This window comes from Paenibacillus chibensis (assembly GCF_004001045.1).
In the GTDB taxonomy this organism is placed as follows: domain Bacteria; phylum Bacillota; class Bacilli; order Paenibacillales; family Paenibacillaceae; genus Paenibacillus_AQ; species Paenibacillus_AQ chibensis.
Genome location: NZ_BIMK01000009.1, coordinates 134,493 through 155,330, shown reverse-complemented (window position 1 = coordinate 155,330; position 20,838 = coordinate 134,493). Strand labels below are relative to the sequence as shown.

Below are 20,838 nucleotides of genomic sequence, written 5' to 3'. Positions count from 1 at the left end.
GGAAAGGAGGCTCTCTTATTCTGGGTACCCGTCATCGCCCATTCGCAGCAGTGCTTCTTATTATGCTATTGGGCTGGATCATCCCCGCGCCTGTGCACGCGGACACACAAAGTGCGGGCAGCGATCTCGTTATCGTCAACAAAAAAACGAATAAACTGGCTTTTTTCCAAAATGGTTCCCTGGTCAGGGAATTCCCTGTGGCCACCGGCAAAACGCCAACACTCACGCCGGAGGGCAGCTTCGAAATCGTCAATAAAATTGTAAACCGTCCGTATTACAAAGAAAAAATTCCGGGAGGAGATCCAAGAAATCCGCTCGGCGACCGCTGGATCGGGCTGGATGTAAACGGAACGAAAGGAACGACATATGCGATCCATGGAAACAGCAACAAAAATTCCATCGGCAAATATGTGAGCGCCGGATGTATCCGCATGTATAACGATGATATCCACTGGCTTTTTTCACAAATTAAGCTGCATACGACAGCCATTATTATATCGTCAAAGCTTTCGTTCGAAGATATCGCTCGAAACGCCGGTTATCACGTCGATGAGCAGAAATTTGAAGGGAGGCTGTTGATCGACAACAAGGAAGCTGCAATGCGTAATGATATCGTCCTGTACGATTCCCGAATTTATGTCCCTTTACGAGCAGGCATGGAATTGCTGGGCGGGGAGGTGCTGTGGAGCAGCCAAACGAAGACAGCCACCATCAAGATTGGAAATCGAACCATTGTCCATAAAGCATTGTCGGATCAAGCCGTTGTAGACGGCAAAACAATGAAAATTACCCCTTCAAAATATCGGGATGATTCTCTGATGCTGCCGCTCCGAAATTTCTCGGAGATGTCCGGTTATACGGTTCAGTGGGATGCAGGCTCCAATACGGTGAGAATGACATCACCATGATCATAGAAGACCCTTATGTGATGATCCGCGGATGACGCGGATTTTTTTTGCCGTTTTCCTGTCGTTCGAGTTGACGAATATCGCATAAACCTTATAAAATATGAAGGTTGCGACTATTTCAACATGAAAATTTACGACTCAGGAAGGCATCTTATGAATAGAAAAACAATTAATGATATTTTACTGATTATTGCCGGTTCATTCATTTTCGCACTCGACATTAACCTGTTCGTCATCCCGCATGATTTGGCTGAAGGGGGCGTCACAGGGGTTACGATTATTTTATACTATCTGTTCAAATGGTCTCCGGGACTCGTGAACCTCATACTGAACGCGATTCTGCTGATCGTGGGCTATAAGTTTTTGGACAGGCAGACAACCATTTACACGGTGATCGCCATCGTGTTCAACTCCTTGTTCCTGCACCTTACCGAAGGCTGGACGCTGTCATCGAACGAACTGCTGCTGAATGCGATATTCGGGGGCGTGTTTGCGGGCGTGGGGATCGGTCTCATCGTGCGTGCCGGAGGAACGACAGCGGGAAGCGTCATTTTGGCGCGGATCGCCCACAAATATTGGGACTGGAATATCAGTTACGCGCTGCTCTTTTTCGATCTGATCGTGGCGTTCTCGTCCTTCTTCATTATCGGTGCGCAAAGCCTGATGCTGACCATTATCATGCTCTTCGTCGGCACGAAGGTGATGGAATTCATCATCGAAGGCTTGAACCCGCGCAAGGCCGTGACGATTATTTCCAAAGAATACGAGCATATCGCGCAGGAGATTAACGTGATGATGGAACGCGGCGTGACCGTGTTTCCGGGGTATGGATATTACACCAAATCCCCGAAAGAAGTGCTGTACGTCGTCATCAATAAGCAGGAAGTTCCCGTGCTGAAGAAAATCGTGAAATCGGTGGACAAAGAGGCTTTTATCACGATCCACGACGTCCGCGACGTATTCGGCGAAGGATTCATCGATTTGGCAAAATAATTTGAATAAGTATAAAGCCTGAACTGGATTCAGGCTTTTTTGGTATATTCAAAGCCATTCATATCTCAATGGCATCACTGAAGTGGATTGCTATCTGCCATCTCTTCCACCTAAAATAGAATCAGGCAAATATTCTCAAAGCGAGGTTCCGATATGACACAGCTAATAGTTGAACCCATGGGCGATTCCGCCTTGCTGATTCAGTTTGGCGCCAACGTGAACGAAGCGGTCCATGCGGCGGTTCAGGCGGCGGCCTCTTGTCTGGAGCGGCAGGCGTTTGAAGGCTTTCTGGAATGCGTGCCTTCTTTTACGACACTGACTGTGTATTATGACCTGGAAAAGCTGAAACGGTCTGCAGAACATACATCGGCGTTTGAATTCGTTCGCTGCCGGGTGGAGGAGCTGTTGAAAGATTCGGGTGCAATGCCTGCGGACAGCCGTCAGATCATTGAAATACCCGTATGCTACGGAGGCGAGCATGGGCCTGATCTGTCATATGTAGCGGAAATTAACGGACTGAGTGAAGAAGAGGTCATTCGCATTCATACCGGACAGGATTTCCTGGTATATGCGCTCGGTTTCGCGCCCGGATTTCCGTATCTCGGCGGCGTTCCGGAACGGATCTCCGCGCCCCGTAAAGCGACGCCAAGGCTTCATATACCCGCGGGCTCGGTCGGAATCGCAGGTACGCAGACCGGCATCTATCCCTTGGAAACGCCGGGAGGCTGGCAAATTATCGGGCGCACTCCGCTGGCCTTGTTTCGGCCAGGGGATCAGCCGCCCGTGCTTGTCCAGAGCGGTCAGATGATCCGCTTCAAGGCGATCCGCACTGCGGACTATGAGCGCCTGGGAGGTGGATGCCGATGAGCATTGAAGTATTGAAACGGGGATTGCTGACGACGGTACAGGATATGGGGAGAACGGGATACGGAAAATACGGCGTCAGCACCTCAGGTGCCATGGATGGTTACGCATACAAGCTCGCTAATTGGCTGGTAGGCAATTCAGGCAGCGAAGCGGTGCTTGAATTGACCTGGTCCGGATTTTCTTTACGTTTTCTTCAAGATTCGCTTGTTTCGATTACAGGCGCCGATTTATCTCCCGAATGCGGCGGGTTAACGGTTCCGATGTGGAGACCCGTCCTTTTTCGTGAAGGAAGCGAGCTTGCATTTCGGCGTCCGGTATCCGGCTCGAGATCCTACTTGGCGATTTCCGGAGGTATTGATGTTCCTGTCGTCATGGGCAGCAAAAGCACCTACATCCGCGCAGGGATTGGCGGCTTGAACGGAAGGGCACTTGAATCCGGGGACATTCTTCATGCCGGAAAATCAGGGCGCACCGCTGAATTTTCATCGGCATGCCAACAGAAGGACGCTCCGTTTCAAGCCGTGCGTTGGTCTGCAGCTCCCCGGCGTCCTTATATCCAGGCGAATCAAATCGTCAGAGTCACGCATGGTCGTCAGTTTGCAGATTTTCGTTCTGAATCAATTGATCAATTCTATCAAGGCGTCTACACGGTGAAACCGGAATCCGACCGGATGGGCTTTCGTTTGTCCGGACCCACACTAGCGCTTGAAGCGCCTAAAGAGTACATATCGGAGGGTGTGGTCTCGGGAACGGTGCAGGTGCCTGCGGATGGCCAGCCCATTATCCTGATGGCTGATCGGCAAACGCTCGGCGGCTATCCCAAAATTGCGCAGGTCGCGACGGTCGATTTGCCGCGGATCGCCCAGCTGGCTCCCGGCGGAAGCCTTCGTTTCCTCGAAATTACTCCATCCGAATCCGAGATGCTGTATATGCAGCAGGTTCAGGCGATGAGAGCATTACAATGCATGATCAACTGCAAGCTGAAGGAGGGGTTCCATGACGAGGATTGATCTGAACTGCGATATGGGCGAAAGCTTTGGACGTTACACGCTTGGCTCGGACGCGGATCTGATGAATGAAATCAGTTCCGCCAATATTGCCTGCGGCTTTCATGCCGGGGATCCTGCCGTGATGCGCCGGACAGTCCGAATGGCGATCGAAAAAGGTGTAGCTATCGGAGCCCACCCGGGTTTGCCTGATTTGGAGGGCTTCGGCAGACGCCGCATGGAGGTGTCGCCGGAAGAGGTATTCGACATGGTGACGTACCAGCTCGGGGCGCTTCAGGCTTTCGCCAGACAGGAGGGAGGCATCGTTCGACATGTAAAACCGCATGGTGCGCTGTACAATATGGCTGCATCGGACAAGCCGTTGGCAGAGGCGATTGCCGCCGCTGTCCACGCGATCGACTCGTCGATCGTCCTCTTCGGGCTATCCGGAAGCGAGCTTATCCATGCCGGACAACAGTACGGACTGAAGACCGCCGCAGAGGTGTTTGCCGATCGGACCTATCAGGAGGACGGTTCTTTGACGCCCAGAAGCAGGCCGGGCTCCCTGATCGAAGATCCCTCACAGGCAGTAGGGCAGGTCTTGCAAATGGTGAAAAAGGGCACGGTCGCCACCGTCAGCGGAGCGGAAATACAGATTCAGGCCGATACGGTGTGCATACACGGGGATGGAGCCCATGCGCTTTCATTTGCCCGAATGCTCCGCGCGGCTTTACGTGAGGAAAAGGTATCCGTACAGGCTTTGTAAAATGACACAGCGGGAGGAAATCACTTGAAAATTCTAATTACTGCTTTTGAACCCTTTGGCGGAGATGAAATTAACCCGACTCAGAGACTGCTGGAGGACATCGCTAAAGAATCGATCCAGGGAGCGGAGATTCATACGCTGCTGCTCCCGGTCGTGTTTGATGCATGCTCGGAAAAATTGATAGCGTCAATCGAATCCGTACAGCCGGATGCCGTGGTCTGCTGCGGTTTAGCGTCGGGAAGAACTTCCATTACGCCGGAGCAAATCGCCATCAATCTGAAAGAGGTACCGAAGGAGTCGGCCATCGCGGACAATAACGGAAACCGTCCCTATAACGAAGTGGTAAATCCGGACGGACCTGACGGCTTGTTTACCCGTTTGCCGGTACGGCAAATGGTCGAGGCTATGCAGCAGCAGGGCATTCCCGCATCCATTTCCTACTCGGCCGGAACCTTTATTTGCAATAATACGATGTATGCCCTCCTGGATTATATCCGCTTGCATGATTTGCCGATCGCTGGCGGGTTCGTCCATTTCCCGGCTTCGCAGGACATGGCTGCGCATAAGCCAAGCCTTCCGTCCTTATCTCATGAGACGATGCTTCTGGGGCTGAAGGTGATCGTAGGTACGCTAATCCGTCCGAACTAATTCATGTTTTGCCCGTGCTGAGGCACGGGCTTTTTTGTTTTCACGTTCATCCTGCCATATTTTTCAGATCTGTTGTCCATAAAAAAAGTTTGACAAACAGGTGTTAGCGCCCGCTATAATATGTAGACCGATCACTATAATTTGAGGTGGTGAATATCGATGGCAGGCAAGCCCAATTCACGTGAGACTGTTCTGGACACAGCATCCAAGCTGTTCTTCAAGCAGGGGTACCATGGAACGGGATTGAATCAGATTATTAAGGAAAGCTGCTGCCCGAAGGGATCCCTTTATTATTATTTTCCTGAAGGCAAAGAGGAGCTGGCGCTCCAATGCATTGACCGCTCGAAACGGATCGTGGCTGATAAATGGAAGGATGTCTTCGAGCGTGTACCGGATCCGGTGCGCGCGGTGCAGCGTTTTATCGAAAATATGGCCGAAGACGCGCAGGCTACCGATTTTGAAGGCTTCATTCCATTCAGCTTCTGGATGGCGGTCGAAACCTCGGCGATTAGCGATTCATTGAGGGCAGCTTGCCAGAGCGTGCTGGCGGAGTGGCTGCACATCATTTCCGGAAGGCTCCTGAAGGAGGGGCTTCAGGAGCAGCTTGCCACAGAAACGGCCGAGGTTCTGCTGTCGATGCTGGAAGGGGCCTTGATACTGGCTCAAACGAACCGGGATACGCGGCACATTTTATTGATATCCAAGTACGCAGGTTTGATGCTGAACGAGGTGCTTGGCCGATCGCAAACTTAGATATAGACATATGGAGGATGAGAATTTGGAAGCAACCATACATCAACAGACAATACAACCGAAAGAACAAAAGAAATTTAAAGTCATTCCGATCATGATTGCGCTTCTGATCAGCGGATTTATCGGCATGTTCAGTGAAACAGCGCTGAATGTCGCGCTTAGCGATTTAATGACAGTGCTGCATATCGAGCCGGCAACGGTGCAGTGGCTGACAACCGGTTATCTGCTCACGCTCGGGATTCTTGTCCCTGTTTCGGGCTTAATCCTGCAGTGGTTTACGACAAGACAGCTGTTTGTAACAGCCATCTGCTTCTCGATCCTGGGCACGATCATTGCGGCGCTCGCTCCGAATTTCGAAATTCTGCTGCTGGCCCGGGTGGTGCAGGCGATAGGGACGGGGATCATGCTCCCCTTGATGTTTAATACAATTTTGGTCATTTTCCCTCCTGAAAAGAGGGGGGCGGCCATGGGCATTATCGGACTGGTAATCATGTTCGCGCCCGCGATCGGGCCGACCATCGCCGGAGTATTGATCGAGCATTTGAGCTGGCACTGGATCTTCTGGATGTCGCTGCCGTTCTTGGTTATTTCCTTGCTATGCGGTATTTTCTTCATGCAAAATGTGTCCGAGATTACGAAACCGAAAATCGATGTACTATCGATCATTCTTTCATCGGTAGGATTCGGCGGGATCGTCTTTGGCTTCAGCAGCGCGGGTGAAGGCAGCGGGGGCTGGAGCAGCACCAAGGTAATCGTTTCGATCGCCGTAGGGATTGTTGCCCTCATCCTGTTCGCTTTCCGCCAGCTGCGGATGAAGGAGCCGATGATCAATCTGCGGGCCTTTAAATATCCGATGTTCACGCTCGGCACGCTCATGGTCTTCATCTCCATGATGATCATTCTTTCATCCATGCTGGTGCTGCCGATGTACCTGCAGATGGGATTCGGAAAAACAGCATTCTACGCCGGTCTGATCATGCTGCCGGGTGGCATTATCAACGGTATTATGTCACCGATTATGGGACGCCTGTTCGATAAATACGGTCCGAAGTGGCTTGTATTCCCGGGCTTCCTGATCGCGGCGGCCATGCTGTGGTTCTTCTCCGGAATCACGCCGACTTCGGCGATTATTCTCGTCATTGTGCTGCATACCTGCCTGATGATCGGGATCTCGATGATCATGATGCCGGCGCAGACCAATGGTTTGAACCAGCTGCCGAAGCAGTATTACCCGGATGGAACAGCCATCATGAATACGCTGCAGCAGGTTGCCGGCGCCATCGGCACCGCGCTTGCGGTCAGCATTATGACCGCCGGACAAACGCATTACATGAACAATCATGCGGAGAATCCCAATATGCTGGATGCGCTGACCGCCGGCGTGCAAGGTGCTTTCCTGTTCGGCATGATTGTCGCACTGATCGGGTTCGTCACGGCGCTCTTTATCAAGCGGGTTAAAATTAAATAATTCCGGTACTATATGCATCCCCCACATACCAAAAGCCTGAAGCGTGAGCTTCAGGCTTTTCCTTTAAGTCGGAATTGATGGGGCGAGATGTTCTTGAACTGCCGGAACTGCTGTATAAAATAACTGGAGCTGGAAAAGCCCACTTCTAGAGCGATGCTGGTCATGCTCCGGTCCGTGGTGAGCAGGAGCTTCTCCGCTTCCGTAATCCGGATATAGCTGAGGTAATTGGTGAACGTTTTTCCCATGATCGCTTTGAATCTTCTTGAAAAATAGCTGTAGCTCATGTTGCACAGGCTGGCGGCCGTTTGGGCATTGATATCGTTCATGTAATTATAGTCGATGTATTCGAATACCTTCTGCAGCATCTGATAGTCGCTGTCATTCAGCGAATGCGCCACTTCCCAGCTCCACTGCTGGTGATGCGTCCTGCGCAGAAACCACAAAAAGACGCGGCAGATCAGGGTGCGGACCGCCAGCTCGAAGCCGAAGCCCTTCGCCGTGAATTCGTCGTAGATCTCCCGGATCAGGGAAGGAATCGGCGTATCCGTAATATCCTTTTCAGCAAAAACCCGTTGTCCACCAGCATCGGCCAGCGTAAACGGAAGGATGTATTTGGATTCCAGGAACGTGCGTGACGTGGAGTACAGAATTTCGGGATCGAATTTGACGACGATATAGGAAACCTCTTCATCCAAGGAGTAAATGGAATGCGTCTCATGCGAGTGGATCAGAATTAAGTCGCCTTTTCCGAGAACATGGCATGTGCCGCCCAGAAATACCTTCGCCGTGCCGGAAAGGAAATACAGGATTTCGATATAAAGATGCCAGTGGGGACCCACAATGCAGCTGGAGGCTTGGCTGGAGTGGATCATGCTTTCATAGGGATAATGAATCGACCCGGCGGCAGATCGGTTGGATTCGAAATACGGTTCAGGCATTATTTCAGCACCTCGTCTTCAGCATGACAAATATTTAATACTTTAGAATAGGTTCATTGTATTACTATTTCGGTGATTTTGGTATCCTTACCTTGACTTGTTACACGGAAGGAGGCAAATCAATGAAGAATATAGCGCTTCAGCTGTATTCCATCAAAGAGCTTACAAGCACGGATTTTCTTGGCACGCTGAAAAAGGTGGCGGATATTGGTTATGATGGCGTCGAATTCGCCGGATATTTCGGAACATCGGCGGCAGATTTGCGGCAGGCGCTCGACGCATACGGACTGAAAGCTGCTGGCAGTCACATCGGCATTTCCGATCTGATGCTCCAGCTGGAACAGACGATCGAATACTCGCTGGCCATCGGCAGTCCGTATATCATTTGTCCGGGACTTCCCGAAGAAATGCGTGAAAGCGCTGACAGCTATAGGCGGACCGCAGAACGCCTGGACCGGATCGGGGAACGCTGCAAGGAGCAGGGCATTCGCTTCGGCTACCACAATCACGGGGTCGAATTTCAGAAATTCGACGGCTTGACCGGACTGGAGTGGCTCGCAAACCATACCCACCCGGATCATCTCTTCCTGGAGCTGGATACATATTGGGCAGAGCATGCAGGCTTCCGTTCCGTGGACTGGATCGAGCAATTCAAGGATCGCTGCCGAATTCTTCACATCAAGGACATGAAAAGCAGAGAAGACGTCCGCAATACGGAGATCGGCTCCGGCATCATGGATTTCGCGGCCATCACGGAAGCGGGCAAGCGTTACGGCGTCGAGTGGTACACGGTCGAGCAGGAAGAATATGAAATTCCACAGCTCGACAGTATCGCGGCCAGTCTGCAATACCTTCGACAAATATTATAAACAAATTGTATCGGGAGATGATCATATATGGCAGAGCAGGAACTGAAAAAAGTAAGAGTGGGTGTCATCGGCTGCGGGGGAATAGCTAACGGCAAGCATATCCCGAATCTGAATGCCCATCCGAACGTCGAATTGGTCGCGTTTTGCGACATTATCGAGGAACGCGCGGTTCAATCCGCCCACAAAATCGGCAAGGAAGACATTGCAATCTATACGGATTACCGTGAGCTGTTGAAGGACGATAGCATCGATGTGATTCATGTGTGCACGCCGAACAAATCGCACTCCTTCATTACGATCGCCGCCCTGGAAGCAGGCAAGCATGTCATGTGCGAAAAGCCGATGGCCAAAACCTCCGAGGAAGCCAGGGCGATGCTGGAAGCCGCCAAGCGCACAGGCAAAAAGCTGACGATCGGATATGATAACCGCTACCGTCCGGATTCGCTCCTCTTGAAGAAAATCTGCGAACGCGGCGATCTGGGCGATGTTTATTTTGCCAAGGCCCATGCCATTCGCAGACGCGCGGTACCGACCTGGGGCGTATTTTTGAACGAGGAAGAGCAGGGCGGAGGCCCGCTGATCGATATCGGTACCCATGCACTGGACTTGACGCTGTGGCTGATGGACAACTACAAGGTGAAAAGCGTTGTTGGTAATGTCTACTACAAGCTGGGCAGTAAAAAGGATGCGGCTAACGCATTCGGTCCTTGGGATCCCGAGCAGTTTACCGTGGAAGATTCCGCGTTCGGATTCATCACGATGGAGAACGGGGCAACGGTGGCACTGGAATCCAGCTGGGCGCTGAACACGCTGGACGTGGGCGAAGCCAAGGCGACGCTGTGCGGTACGGAAGCGGGAGCGGATATGCGTGACGGACTGCGGATCAACGGCGAGGAGCTGGGTCATCTGTACACGAAACAGCCGGAGCTCAATACCGGAGGCGTAGCTTACTTCGATGGCAAATCCGAAAGCCAGTCGGCCAGGGAGTGCAGACTTTGGATCGACAGCATTCTTAATGACACCGAACCGATGGTGAAGCCGGAGCAGGCGCTGGTTGTCACGGAAGTGCTGGAAGCGATCTACGAATCGGCGCGCACGGGAAAAACCGTATATTTCACATAGAGTTAAATAGAATGAAGCTCACCCTTTTGTCAAAAGAGAGAGTGAGCTTCTTTTTCTTCTGATGCATTTTGAAATCATGTCGTAAATCTGAAGTGTTTTGTCGTGATGTTATACTGTCATATTCAGCGTTTGATATGTTAGATTAAGGGCATGATGTCCTAATATTAAAGATTGAGGTGGCTAACCATGATTCGAATCGGAAAAATTAGTTATTGGCACGTTCACGCGTGGGATTATACCAAGCAGGCACAGGAGCATCCGGATGCTGAAATCGTCGCGGTATGGGACGAGAATCCGGAGCGGGGGCAAGAAGCAGCGGCGAAACAAGGCGCCACATTTTATGCGTCCCTGGATGAGATGCTGGCACGGGATGACATCGATGCGGTCATTGTGGATGCGCCTACGCGTATGCACCGCGAGGTCATGCTGAAAGCAGCGGCAGCGGGCAAGCATATTTTCACCGAAAAAGTACTGGCACCGACGCTGCATGAAGTGAATGAGATTCTGGGAGCGGTCGAAGAACATCAGGTGAAGCTGACGGTATCCCTGCCAAGGCTAAACGATGGTTACACGCTCGCGATCCGGGATATTCTTGATCAGGAATTACTCGGAAAGGTGACCCTTGTACGGGTTCGCTTGTCTCATAACGGGGCAACCGCAGGCTGGCTGCCGGAGCATTTCTACAGCTTGGAGGACTGCCTGGGCGGAGCCTTGATCGATCTCGGCTGTCATCCTATGTATCTGACGCGCTTGTTCCTGAATCAGGAAGCGGTCGATGTCAGCGCTCAGTTCGGATATGTTACCGGCAAGGAAGTGGAAGACAATGCGGTTGCTACGCTGTCCACGGCAACTGGCGCGGTGGGCATCGTGGAAGCGGGCTTCGTGAACAATTTCTCCCCATTCTGCATTGAAGTCCACGGAACCGACGGAACGCTCCTGTACGGCACGCCGGACGAAAAGCTGCTGATCCGGACCTCCCGCAAGGACGAATACAAGGACGAATGGGCTGAGCTGCCGGTTCCAGCCGCGCGTGAAAGTGCATTCCATCAATGGATCGGGCATATTCAGAATGACACGCTGGCAACCGAAAATATCGCTCATGCGGTGGAGCTGACAAAGCTGATGGAAGCTGCCAACCAATCGGCACGTGAGCACCGCGCGGTCCGGGTTGACGAATTGAAGGCTTAAGCAGGACATGGCGGTTCTCAATTATGGAAAGAAGGAACGTGCTGCATGACAAACATCTTTCCGTATGAAACGATGATGGAGCGCCAGGACGCGCTGGAGCGGCTTGATTTGAAGGTGTACTGGGGGAATTACGAGATTCGGGTGCTCCGCTTTCATCTCACTTCTTTCCCTCCTGGTAAAATGGTGTCTTTTCATAAGCATGCGGAATATGAATTTCATTTTATTCCTCGCGGCAAAGGGATGGTCATCCTGGAAGAGGAACCTTTTTCGCTGAGAGAAGGCATGCTGTATTTGACGGGCCCGGATGTGATGCATTACCAGGAAGCAGATAAACTAGAAGCGATGGATGAGCTCTGTCTGCATGTGGATATCATCCATCTGGCAGACAAAGAGAAGCATAGAGGAAAGGCCGCCCGCCAGGCGGCCGATCCCTGGGAGCTGGCCGAAGCCCATGACTGCATGGAAAAGCTAGCGCGTCTTCCGCTGCATCCGGTTAGCGATACGCATGTGGCGATGCCCTACTTCCTCGAAGCATACGAGGCTTCGCAGATGAAATATGCGGGGCAGTACACGACGATCAAGCATTGCGTCATACAGATTTTACTGCGGGCCGTAAGGGCCTACACATCGGAACCGACGGAGGCACAGATGCCATCCCGGGACATGAAAGCCTACCGTTATCAGCTTGCGCTCGAATACATGCAGGCTAATTCATCCGGGGACGTCGTTCTGGACGATGTTGCGGATAAACTGCATATCAGTGCCAGACAGCTGCAGCGCATTATCAAAGAGCAGGGGGATGGGCGCTCGTTCAGCGAGATCCTGGAAGATATCCGTCTGAAGGCGGTCTGCCGAAGGCTCGCGGAAAGCAAAGATCCGATCGACAGCATTGCTGCGAATGAAGGGTTCTCCAGCGGCAGTTATTTGCATACGGTGTTCCGGAAAAGATTCGGGATGACACCGACCGAATACCGGAATATGAACACAAACCAATAGGAGGATGGCAACCAAGTGGGAAAGACGATACGGATAGGCATTATCGGAAGCGGCGGCATTGCCGGGGAGCATGTCCGCGCGTATAAAAACATAGAGGATGTTGAAATTGTCGGGGTTGCCGATATTTTACCAGGCCGGGCGGACCAGTTTATTGAACGCTGGGGTTTGACGCAGGCGAAGGGCTTTGACGATCACCGCAAACTGCTCGAAATGGAGCTGGACGGCGTCAGCATCTGTACGCCTAACGTGGCGCATCATCAAACGACGATCGATTCCCTTCAAGCGGGGAAAAACGTCATGGTTGAAAAGCCGATGTCGGTCACGTTGGAAGAAGCTGTCGATATGGTCCAAATGGCCAAACGGACCGGGAAAATACTGAATATCGGTTTTCAGCCGAGGTATGACCCGAACATGGGGCTCATCAAGGATCTGGTTCAGAAAGGGCAGCTGGGCAAGGTATATTATGTTGAAACGGGCGGAGGACGCCGCCGTGGTATGCCGGGCGGAACCTTTATCCGGCAAAACATCGCGGGAGCGGGGGCAATGGCGGATATCGGCTGCTATTCGCTGGATCTGGCCTTGAATACGCTCGGATATCCTAAACCTCTTACGGTTTCGGCCTATACATCCAATTATTTCGGTACGAATCCGAAATATCATCCTGAAGCCGGTCAATTCGACGTCGAAGACTTCGGCGTAGCGATCATCCGCTTCGAAGGGGATCTGGTGCTCAACTTCAAGACATCCTGGGCGATGCATATGGATACGCTTGGCTCAACGATGTTTCTGGGGACAGATGCGGGCATGAAGGTTCTTCCTGCCGGTAAAGGTCCTTGGAGCGGCGTATGGGACGGCAACGTTGGCTCCGTGTCCCTTTTCCATGACATTCAGGGTCATCACACCGAAAGCATTATTCCGTTAATCGACCATAAGCTCAGCGTATTTGAAGAGAAAATCAAGGACTACGTGCGCGCGCTCCGTGAAGGCGGGCCTGCACCGATTCCTGGAGAGCAAATCCTGCGCAATCAAGCGATACTGGACGGCATTTTGCAGTCCTCGGCGACGAAGCGCGAAGTCGAAATCCATATTCCCGAAATCGGTTAAACCGGTTTTCAAGGGTCCCGGGTACAGTCTGCTGCCTGAAGAATCAGGTATTGCAGGCTGTATTTGCGTTGTCTTGAGTATAAATGAAGTGAAAGCATCGCTGCTGTGATATATGTCCGGATTTCAAATTCTATGCCGGGGAAACGCTTCAGGCCTGGATCGCAACTAGGATCCGGGATTTTTCTGATGTTTTTTCCTATTATAATGTGTCTTGTCATTTTGAGAATATATGGTATATTAAAACTCCTTCCTTTTTTCCCGACATCTCACTTTGTAACATGGCCAACATATATTTACGCTTCTCATGTACATCAAAACAGGAGGACACTAATTCTATGTACTGGTTAAAATGGGATCTCAATCTCAAAATCAGGCTGATCGGGGATTCACTGTTCAACATGCTGTTCTGGATGTACTTTCCGTTTATGACGCTGTATTTCAGCGGGATATTCGGCAAGTCCGTCGCCAGTATGCTCATGGCTGTTCCGCCGCTGATCGGTATTTTCGCCAGCCTGCTCGGAGGTTTTCTGTCCGACCGTTTCGGCAGACGGCCTCCCATGCTTGCGGGGTACCTGATCCAATCCCTCATGTTTGGCATTTTTGCCATGTCCACGAACCATTGGGTCGATTATGCGGCTTATATCGGCATCGGGCTTGGGGGCTCGATTTTCTCTCCTGCAAGCTCGGCCATGGTAGCGGACGTGACGGCCGAGAAGGATCGGCGGCTGGTATTCGCCACGTTCGTGACCGGCCGGAATATCGGCGCTGTGTTTGGTCCGGCCCTGGGCTCCATCTTTTTTATTCATCACCGTACGGAGCTGCTGTGGGCCTGCACGGTCGTCACGCTGCTGTATTTCCTCATGATTCTATGGAAGATCCGGGAAACAATGCCTCCTCGTCCCCGGGAACAAGGCAAGCGGGGGGGCATTTCCTTGCTGCTGAAAGAGCAGTTTACGAACTATGGCGTGATTTTCAAAGACAAAGCTTTTGCGATCTATATCGCAGCCGGAATTCTGGTGACGATTGCCTTCATGCAGCTGGATATGTATCTGGCGACGTACGTGAAAGAATATGTACCGGCGCAGCCGCTGCTTTCTATTGGCGATTGGACTTACACGCTCAGCGGTACGGACGTCTTCGGATGGATGCTGGGCATTAACGGCCTGCTGTTCGTTGTCGGCGTGCTGCCGGTCACGAAGCTGTTTGAGCATACGAGCGACCGGAATGTGTTCATCATTTCCTCGGTGTTGTTTGGAACGGGGATGTTCCTGATCGGTTTAACGACCCATATATGGCTGCTGTTCCTGTTCATTATTATTATGACCATCGGCGAAATCTCCCGTTCCCCGGTTACCGAGAGCTTCGTCAGCAAATATGCGCCTGCGGATGCCAGAGGGCAGTATATGGGAGCCTCGAATCTGCAGTATTCCCTGGGGCGTTTTCTCGCTCCGATGACCGTGCTGCTGTCTTCCTGGCTGGGACCCGTGCAGGTGTTTGGAATCATCTTGCTATGTACGCTGCTGAGCGCCGTGCTGTATATCGTTTTGTTTCGCATTATTCCGCAGGATGCTCCGGACACGAATGCCAAACTAAACGCATAGCCCAAGGATGTGCAGCTCCATCATTTTTGCTGAACCTGATGTTATCTTTTTCCGGTAAAAGGGCAACCCTGTGAGAAGGAACCGAAAACATCTACAGGAGGAAGAATCAGCATAATGAAAAAACAAGCCATCTGCCTGAGCATTCTCAGCACGTTAGCATTCGGGGCTGCACCATTCAGCTCGTCCGCCTGGGCGAAATCAGAGGAGCTGCAGGTCAAAACAACCATCATCGATTCCAAAGGGGTACAGGTAGGCACCGCCGTCTTGACGCAAAAGAAAGATAGCGTCCTCATTCACGTCGAAGCCAAAAATCTCCCTCCGGGCGAGCATGGCATTCACTTTCACGAGACCGGCAAATGCGATCCGCCGGATTTCACGACCGCAGGAGCCCACTTCAATCCGCAGGGCAAGGAGCATGGATTCAAGAATCCGAAGGGATTCCACGCCGGTGATCTGCTGAACATTCATGTGAAAGCCGATGGAACGGTGGACGCAGACCTGGAGAGCAAGACCGTGACCCTGCAAAAAGGAGCAGCGAATTCCCTCTTGAAGGAGGGAGGCACATCACTCATGATTCATGAGAAAGCCGACGATTATGTAACCGATCCTTCCGGGAACTCCGGCGCCCGCATCGCATGCTCGGTTATTCGCTAAATACGGTTCGAAGCATGGAAGCAGTCAAAACAATTGTTTTGGCTGCTTTTGTTCATTCGACATCCTTTGGGCGGATGATTAGTGAATTGGACGGATATGACAATCGCCCTGGATCTCGTATACTTGGGATACGCTTTTTCCAATCCATGGTGGAATAAGAAGGAGGGATAGGAAGATGAGGGACAAATCGATTCGATCCGGCGCGGATCGCCTTAAGCCAAGCGCCAGCATCCGCAGCGCCACGACTTCCAGCAGAAGAGAGCGGTCAGAGCCGCGTCAATGGCGCCCGCGCGAGCATGCACCTGAAAAGCTGCAGTTCCATCCCGGCAAGCCGGAAAGCCCGTCAGAACAAGGACCGGAATGAACCGGAGTCGTCCAGACTCAATCACCTGGGAAATATAACGCATTAATCCGATAACACTTTAATGTACAAAATAGACTGGAACCGCGCAGCCGCGCGGTTTTTTTAGATTCCATGCTCCTGAAAATTTGGTAAAATGCTGAAAATTCCTCGTTGACCTCATGCGCATGCTGTGATAGATTCAAGAAAGTATAATATTAAGTGGATAGTTTTACTCGGATTTAGATCATAAATATGCATGCTGACGTGAGGTGGATAGGGTTGGAGCTTCAAGTAACAAACAGTCCTTTTAATCAAGAGCAGGCAGAATTGCTGAACCGCCTGCTGCCGACATTGACGGGAGCGCAGGCCAGCTGGCTCAGCGGGTATTTGACCGCGCTGCAAAGCCAGGCCGGTGTTTCAAGCCCGGAAAGTACTCAAGTACATCAGGGCAATACGACAGCAGAGTCCTCGGCGCCGAAGGAAGTTACGATCCTCTTCGGTTCCCAGACCGGGAACTGCAGCGGACTCGCGCAGAAGTTATCCAAAAGGCTGAGCGAGCAAGGGGCACAGGTGACGGTGTCCTCCATGAGCGATTTTAAGCCGAACAGCCTGAAGAAGGTTCAGAATCTGTTGATTCTCGTCAGTACGCATGGCGAAGGGGAGCCGCCCGACAACGCGATTTCCTTCTATGAATTCCTGCACGGCAAACGAGCTCCGCAGCTGGAAGGGCTAGCTTACTCCGTGCTTGCGCTCGGGGACACTTCCTATGAATTCTACTGCCAGACAGGCAAGGATTTTGATAAACGCCTGGAGGAGCTCGGGGGCAAAAGACTGGCTGAACGCGTAGATTGCGACGTGGATTTTGATGAACCGGCTGCAGACTGGATGAATGCGGTATTGAAAGCGTTGAGCGAAGGTAACGGAGCAGCTGCTTCAAGTGCGCAGACAGTAGATGCAGCGCAAATCGCTGCAGGTGAGACCGAATATTCGCGCACGCATCCATTCCAAGCTGAAATATTGGAAAACTTGAATTTGAACGGACGCGGCTCCGACCGTGAAACCCGACATGTTGAAATATCGCTGGAGGGCTCCGGACTTCAGTATGAACCGGGGGACAGTCTGGGCATTTGTCCGGAAAATCACCCGGAGCTTGTCGATCAGCTGATGGCTGCCATGGATTGGAATCCGGAGGAGACCATCACGATCAACAAGCAAGGTGACCAGCTCGCGCTGAGAGAGGCGCTGCTTCGTCATTATGAAATCTCCGTGCTGACCAAGCCGCTGCTCGTTCAGGCCGCAAAGCTGTCCGGCAGCGAACCGCTTAAAGAGCTGGTCGGACCGGGTAGAGAGCAGGAGCTTAAGGCTTATATGGTGGAAAGAGATCTGCTCGATCTTGTGCAGGATTATCGGCTTAAGGGCATTCCTGCCCCAAGTTTCACAGGCATACTACGCAAGCTTCCCGCCAGGCTGTACTCCATTGCCAGCAGCTCGAAGGCTTATCCGGACGAGGTCCATGTGACGGTTCGTACGGTTCGGTACGAAGCCCATGGACGCGACCGCTATGGCGTGTGCTCCGTTCAGCTTGCGGAAAGGCTGGCATCGGGCGGTTCATTGCCGGTGTACATACAGCATAATCCGAACTTCAAGCTGCCTGTGAACCCGGATACTCCTGTCATTATGATCGGCCCCGGCACCGGCGTTGCGCCGTTCAGAGCTTTCCTCGGCGAACGGGAAGAGACCGGAGCGGAAGGCAAGAACTGGCTTTTCTACGGTGATCAGCATTTCTCTACCGATTTTCTGTACCAGACCGAATGGCAGCGTTGGCTGAAAGACGGCTTGCTTACCCGCATGGACGTCGCTTTTTCCAGAGACATGGATCACAAGGTCTATGTGCAGCACCGGATGCTGGAGAAGAGCCGCGAGCTGTATGAATGGCTGCAGGAAGGAGCCTGCGTCTATGTATGCGGCGACGAAAAGAAAATGGCGCATGACGTGCACGCGACGTTGGCGATCATACTTGAGCGGGAAGGCGGCTTGAGCCCGGAAGCGGCAGCGGAGTATTTGCTCCAGATGCAGCAGGAGAAGCGTTATCAGCGCGATGTCTATTAATCCTGCCGAATCCTTGGTGGAATAGCGAGAGGAGAGAGTTACAGATGTCTGAGAATAATCTATTGTCCAAGAACAGCGCCCCTCACAGCGACGTGGAAGAAATCAAAATCCGCAGCAATTATTTGCGGGGAAGCTTAGAGGAAACGCTGAAGGACCCGATCACCGGTTCGATCCCGGAGGATGACAACCGACTGATGAAGCATCACGGCAGCTATATGCAGGATGACCGGGATCTGCGCAATGAACGGCAAAAGCAAAAGCTGGAGCCCGCGTACCAGTTCATGCTTCGGGTGCGCGCATCAGGCGGCGTCGTGACGCCGGACCAGTGGCTGATGATGGATCGCATTGCGTTCAAATATGGGAGTGGCACGATCCGTTTGACCACAAGGCAGTCCTTCCAGCTCCACGGCGTTCTCAAATGGAATCTCAAAAATACGATACGCGAAGTGAATGATGCGCTGCTGACCACGTTGGCCGCATGCGGAGACGTAAACCGCAATGTGATGTGCAATCCGAACCCGCATCAATCGGATATTCATGCCGAAGTATACGACTGGGCCTGCAGGGTCAGCGATCACCTGGATCCCAAAACCAAGGCATATCACGAAATTTGGCTGGACGGTGAAAAGGTTGTATCCAGCGATGACGAGAATGAAGAGCAGGAGCCGATCTACGGGCGCGTGTATTTGCCCCGCAAATTCAAAATCGGCATTGCCGTTCCTCCTTCGAACGACGTGGATGTCTATTCCCAGGATCTCGGTTTCATTGCCATCGTTGAAAATGGCCGCTTGGCAGGATTCAACGTGTCTGTCGGTGGAGGCATGGGCATGACGCACGGCGATCCGAAAACCTACCCGCAGGTGTCTAAAGTCATCGGCTTCTGCACACCGGAGCAGATGATCGACGTTGCCGAAAAAACCGTCACGATCCAGCGGGATTACGGGGATCGTGCCGTACGCAAGCATGCCCGGTTCAAATACACGATCGATGACCGGGGAATCGGCTGGTTTATCGATGAGCTGACCTCCCGTCTCGGATGGAAGCTGGAAGTAGCCAGACCATTCCGCTTCGAAGATAACGGAGACCGCTACGGCTGGGTGAAGGGCGCCAACGGCAAATGGCATTTTACCTTGTTTATTCAAAGCGGACGCGTGAAGGACGAAGAAGGATACGAGCTGATGACAGGACTTCGCGAAATCGCCAAAGTGCATACGGGAGATTTTCGCCTGACACCGAATCAAAACCTGATCATTGCCAATATCAGTCCGCAGAAAAAGAAAAAAATCGAAGCGATGATCGAAGAATACCATTTGACGGACGGCGCTCATTACTCCTCTTTGAGACGGAATTCCATGGCTTGCGTGGCATTTCCAACCTGCGGTTTGGCTATGGCCGAATCGGAGCGCTATCTGCCTACGCTTCTCGATAAAATCGAGCCTATCCTGGAAGAAGCAGGTCTTCGGGAAGAGGATATTGTGATCCGGATGACTGGGTGCCCGAACGGCTGTGCACGACCGATGCTGGCGGAGCTGGCATTCATCGGAAAGGCACCGGGCAAGTATAATATGTATCTGGGCGGCGGATTTGCGGGCGACCGTCTGAATAAGCTGTACAAGGAGAATGTTGGGGAAGCCGAGATTCTGGAATCGCTGCGTCCCATCCTTGCCCGATACGGCGCAGAGCGCGAGCCGGGTGAGCATTTCGGAGATTTCGTCATCCGGGCCGGCTATGTGACGGAAGTCCGCGATGGACAGGAATTCCATGCGCAGAGCGCTGTGATCTGATATGGAACATGCAAACAACCCTGATTTCAGGGTTGTTTTTTTGTTTTTAAATCAACTCCGGGTTTGAAATGGTCCTGTTCTGTATGATAAAATGAATATATATGAATTTTTCACAAGAGGGAGGGATGGGATGAAGACACGGACAAACAGACTTCGTATGCTGCTGATTATCGTCCTTGGATGCCTTCAGATGTTATCTTTTCCCGTCGCCTTTGAAGAAGAAATTCCCTCGTCTTATGCCAATGAAACCGAAACGGTGCATGGCCGCATCGATCCGCAGAGCAAACCGCTCATACGCAAAATCCCTTCTTTTATGCAAAGGCTGATGCTGATGGCATCCGCGCTTCCGCTGCTTTTTGTCATACCGCAGCTGCTATTGCTGCGCATTCCTAAACCCCGATTGCCTTTTGTGCCTTGTATTCTCGTCCGTAAAAAATACCTCTTGCTTTTGCCGATCAAATTCACCTCAAGTTACGTGGCTTAATCTGCATCCTGTACAAAGTTCCTTTTTGAGCTGATGGTGGATGGTTTTTCCATGTCAAAAAACCTCTGTAATCAACCTTTATTTCGTGTACCCAAAAATCTGGATTCAAAATGATCCTTCAATGAGTTCTTATCTTGCTTCACAAGGTACAACAAGCATCTTTTCGAAAAAATCATAAAGGGCTTGGACGGATGTAGAAGCCATAATATATGTGAAAAATATCTCAAACTATAATGAATACGATCAGGAGGCTGTAT

General features: G+C 51.8%; 20 protein-coding genes. 19 read left to right on the top strand and 1 reads right to left on the bottom strand.

The features are described from left to right. Positions 1 to 62: 62 nt before the first annotated feature. From PCH05_RS09395 to PCH05_RS09360, 8 genes are all read left to right on the top strand, one after another. On the top strand, positions 63 to 908 hold the full coding sequence (locus tag PCH05_RS09395) for a L,D-transpeptidase family protein (protein WP_127602216.1): 846 nt from the start codon (positions 63 to 65) through the stop codon (positions 906 to 908). A gap of 153 nt (positions 909 to 1,061) precedes the next feature. Further along, positions 1,062 to 1,901 carry a YitT family protein gene (locus PCH05_RS09390; protein WP_127602124.1) on the top strand — a complete coding sequence of 280 codons (840 nt, stop codon included), beginning with the start codon at positions 1,062 to 1,064 and terminating at the stop codon, positions 1,899 to 1,901. 153 nt (positions 1,902 to 2,054) lie between these two features. After that, the gene (gene pxpB, locus PCH05_RS09385) at positions 2,055 to 2,768 is read left to right on the top strand and encodes a 5-oxoprolinase subunit PxpB (protein ID WP_127602123.1); all 714 of its coding nucleotides are present in this window, start codon (positions 2,055 to 2,057) and stop codon (positions 2,766 to 2,768) included. Continuing rightward, positions 2,765 to 3,778: a 5-oxoprolinase subunit C family protein gene (locus PCH05_RS09380; protein ID WP_127602122.1), complete on the top strand. Its 1,014-nt coding sequence runs from the start codon at positions 2,765 to 2,767 to the stop codon at positions 3,776 to 3,778. The genes pxpB and PCH05_RS09380 overlap by 4 nt, the downstream gene beginning before the upstream one ends. Then, positions 3,765 to 4,520 carry a LamB/YcsF family protein gene (locus PCH05_RS09375; protein ID WP_127602121.1) on the top strand — a complete coding sequence of 252 codons (756 nt, stop codon included), beginning with the start codon at positions 3,765 to 3,767 and terminating at the stop codon, positions 4,518 to 4,520. The genes PCH05_RS09380 and PCH05_RS09375 overlap by 14 nt, the downstream gene beginning before the upstream one ends. A gap of 24 nt (positions 4,521 to 4,544) precedes the next feature. Continuing rightward, the gene (locus tag PCH05_RS09370; protein ID WP_127602120.1) at positions 4,545 to 5,168 is read left to right on the top strand and encodes a pyroglutamyl-peptidase I; all 624 of its coding nucleotides are present in this window, start codon (positions 4,545 to 4,547) and stop codon (positions 5,166 to 5,168) included. A gap of 159 nt (positions 5,169 to 5,327) precedes the next feature. Further along, positions 5,328 to 5,921, top strand: coding sequence for a TetR/AcrR family transcriptional regulator (locus PCH05_RS09365; RefSeq protein ID WP_127602119.1), 594 nt, complete (start codon positions 5,328 to 5,330; stop codon positions 5,919 to 5,921). A 94-nt stretch (positions 5,922 to 6,015) separates the two neighbouring features. Beyond that, on the top strand, positions 6,016 to 7,389 hold the full coding sequence (locus PCH05_RS09360) for a DHA2 family efflux MFS transporter permease subunit (RefSeq protein ID WP_371860536.1): 1,374 nt from the start codon (positions 6,016 to 6,018) through the stop codon (positions 7,387 to 7,389). A gap of 50 nt (positions 7,390 to 7,439) precedes the next feature. Here PCH05_RS09360 and PCH05_RS09355 read toward each other — a convergent pair whose 3' ends face one another. Then, positions 7,440 to 8,327, bottom strand: a complete 888-nt coding sequence (locus PCH05_RS09355) for an AraC family transcriptional regulator (protein ID WP_127602117.1) — start codon at positions 8,325 to 8,327, stop codon at positions 7,440 to 7,442. 122 nt (positions 8,328 to 8,449) lie between these two features. Here PCH05_RS09355 and PCH05_RS09350 point away from each other — a divergent pair, with 122 nt between their 5' ends. The 11 genes from PCH05_RS09350 (at position 8,450) to PCH05_RS09300 (ending at position 20,581) form a co-directional block, all read left to right on the top strand. Beyond that, a complete protein-coding gene (locus PCH05_RS09350) occupies positions 8,450 to 9,196 on the top strand; it encodes a sugar phosphate isomerase/epimerase family protein (protein ID WP_127602116.1) in 747 nt (248 codons plus the stop codon). 27 nt (positions 9,197 to 9,223) lie between these two features. Then, positions 9,224 to 10,318, top strand: coding sequence for a Gfo/Idh/MocA family protein (locus tag PCH05_RS09345; protein WP_127602115.1), 1,095 nt, complete (start codon positions 9,224 to 9,226; stop codon positions 10,316 to 10,318). 186 nt (positions 10,319 to 10,504) lie between these two features. Next, positions 10,505 to 11,506 carry a Gfo/Idh/MocA family protein gene (locus tag PCH05_RS09340; RefSeq protein WP_127602114.1) on the top strand — a complete coding sequence of 334 codons (1,002 nt, stop codon included), beginning with the start codon at positions 10,505 to 10,507 and terminating at the stop codon, positions 11,504 to 11,506. Between the two features lie 45 nt (positions 11,507 to 11,551). Beyond that, positions 11,552 to 12,502 (top strand): helix-turn-helix transcriptional regulator, encoded by a 951-nt coding sequence (locus PCH05_RS09335; protein WP_127602113.1) that lies wholly within the window; start codon positions 11,552 to 11,554, stop codon positions 12,500 to 12,502. A gap of 15 nt (positions 12,503 to 12,517) precedes the next feature. Next, a complete protein-coding gene (locus tag PCH05_RS09330; protein WP_127602112.1) occupies positions 12,518 to 13,606 on the top strand; it encodes a Gfo/Idh/MocA family protein in 1,089 nt (362 codons plus the stop codon). 335 nt (positions 13,607 to 13,941) lie between these two features. Continuing rightward, positions 13,942 to 15,207 carry an MDR family MFS transporter gene (locus PCH05_RS09325; RefSeq protein ID WP_127602111.1) on the top strand — a complete coding sequence of 422 codons (1,266 nt, stop codon included), beginning with the start codon at positions 13,942 to 13,944 and terminating at the stop codon, positions 15,205 to 15,207. Positions 15,208 to 15,321: 114 nt separating this feature from the next. Next, on the top strand, positions 15,322 to 15,861 hold the full coding sequence (locus tag PCH05_RS09320) for a superoxide dismutase family protein (protein WP_127602110.1): 540 nt from the start codon (positions 15,322 to 15,324) through the stop codon (positions 15,859 to 15,861). A gap of 175 nt (positions 15,862 to 16,036) precedes the next feature. After that, entirely contained in the window at positions 16,037 to 16,225 is a 189-nt protein-coding gene (locus PCH05_RS09315; protein WP_127602109.1) for a hypothetical protein, read from the top strand. A gap of 258 nt (positions 16,226 to 16,483) precedes the next feature. After that, positions 16,484 to 18,313 (top strand): assimilatory sulfite reductase (NADPH) flavoprotein subunit, encoded by a 1,830-nt coding sequence (locus PCH05_RS09310; RefSeq protein ID WP_127602108.1) that lies wholly within the window; start codon positions 16,484 to 16,486, stop codon positions 18,311 to 18,313. Positions 18,314 to 18,357: 44 nt separating this feature from the next. Continuing rightward, positions 18,358 to 20,097 (top strand): assimilatory sulfite reductase (NADPH) hemoprotein subunit, encoded by a 1,740-nt coding sequence (cysI, locus tag PCH05_RS09305; RefSeq protein WP_127602107.1) that lies wholly within the window; start codon positions 18,358 to 18,360, stop codon positions 20,095 to 20,097. Positions 20,098 to 20,227: 130 nt separating this feature from the next. After that, positions 20,228 to 20,581: a hypothetical protein gene (locus tag PCH05_RS09300; RefSeq protein WP_127602106.1), complete on the top strand. Its 354-nt coding sequence runs from the start codon at positions 20,228 to 20,230 to the stop codon at positions 20,579 to 20,581. Positions 20,582 to 20,838 lie beyond the last annotated feature (257 nt).

Excerpts from the sequence above, each read along its gene's own strand:
- PCH05_RS09395 (WP_127602216.1), top strand. The coding sequence starts at position 63 with ATGCTATTGGGCTGGATCATCCCCGCGCCTGTGCACGCGGACACACAA.
- PCH05_RS09390 (WP_127602124.1), top strand. The coding sequence starts at position 1,062 with ATGAATAGAAAAACAATTAATGATATTTTACTGATTATTGCCGGTTCA.
- pxpB (WP_127602123.1), top strand. The coding sequence starts at position 2,055 with ATGACACAGCTAATAGTTGAACCCATGGGCGATTCCGCCTTGCTGATT.
- PCH05_RS09380 (WP_127602122.1), top strand. The coding sequence starts at position 2,765 with ATGAGCATTGAAGTATTGAAACGGGGATTGCTGACGACGGTACAGGAT.
- PCH05_RS09375 (WP_127602121.1), top strand. The coding sequence starts at position 3,765 with ATGACGAGGATTGATCTGAACTGCGATATGGGCGAAAGCTTTGGACGT.
- PCH05_RS09365 (WP_127602119.1), top strand. The coding sequence starts at position 5,328 with ATGGCAGGCAAGCCCAATTCACGTGAGACTGTTCTGGACACAGCATCC.
- PCH05_RS09360 (WP_371860536.1), top strand. The coding sequence starts at position 6,016 with ATGATTGCGCTTCTGATCAGCGGATTTATCGGCATGTTCAGTGAAACA.
- PCH05_RS09355 (WP_127602117.1), bottom strand. The coding sequence starts at position 8,327 with ATGCCTGAACCGTATTTCGAATCCAACCGATCTGCCGCCGGGTCGATT.
- PCH05_RS09350 (WP_127602116.1), top strand. The coding sequence starts at position 8,450 with ATGAAGAATATAGCGCTTCAGCTGTATTCCATCAAAGAGCTTACAAGC.
- PCH05_RS09345 (WP_127602115.1), top strand. The coding sequence starts at position 9,224 with ATGGCAGAGCAGGAACTGAAAAAAGTAAGAGTGGGTGTCATCGGCTGC.
- PCH05_RS09340 (WP_127602114.1), top strand. The coding sequence starts at position 10,505 with ATGATTCGAATCGGAAAAATTAGTTATTGGCACGTTCACGCGTGGGAT.
- PCH05_RS09335 (WP_127602113.1), top strand. The coding sequence starts at position 11,552 with ATGACAAACATCTTTCCGTATGAAACGATGATGGAGCGCCAGGACGCG.
- PCH05_RS09325 (WP_127602111.1), top strand. The coding sequence starts at position 13,942 with ATGTACTGGTTAAAATGGGATCTCAATCTCAAAATCAGGCTGATCGGG.
- PCH05_RS09320 (WP_127602110.1), top strand. The coding sequence starts at position 15,322 with ATGAAAAAACAAGCCATCTGCCTGAGCATTCTCAGCACGTTAGCATTC.
- PCH05_RS09315 (WP_127602109.1), top strand. The coding sequence starts at position 16,037 with ATGAGGGACAAATCGATTCGATCCGGCGCGGATCGCCTTAAGCCAAGC.
- cysI (WP_127602107.1), top strand. The coding sequence starts at position 18,358 with ATGTCTGAGAATAATCTATTGTCCAAGAACAGCGCCCCTCACAGCGAC.
- PCH05_RS09300 (WP_127602106.1), top strand. The coding sequence starts at position 20,228 with ATGAAGACACGGACAAACAGACTTCGTATGCTGCTGATTATCGTCCTT.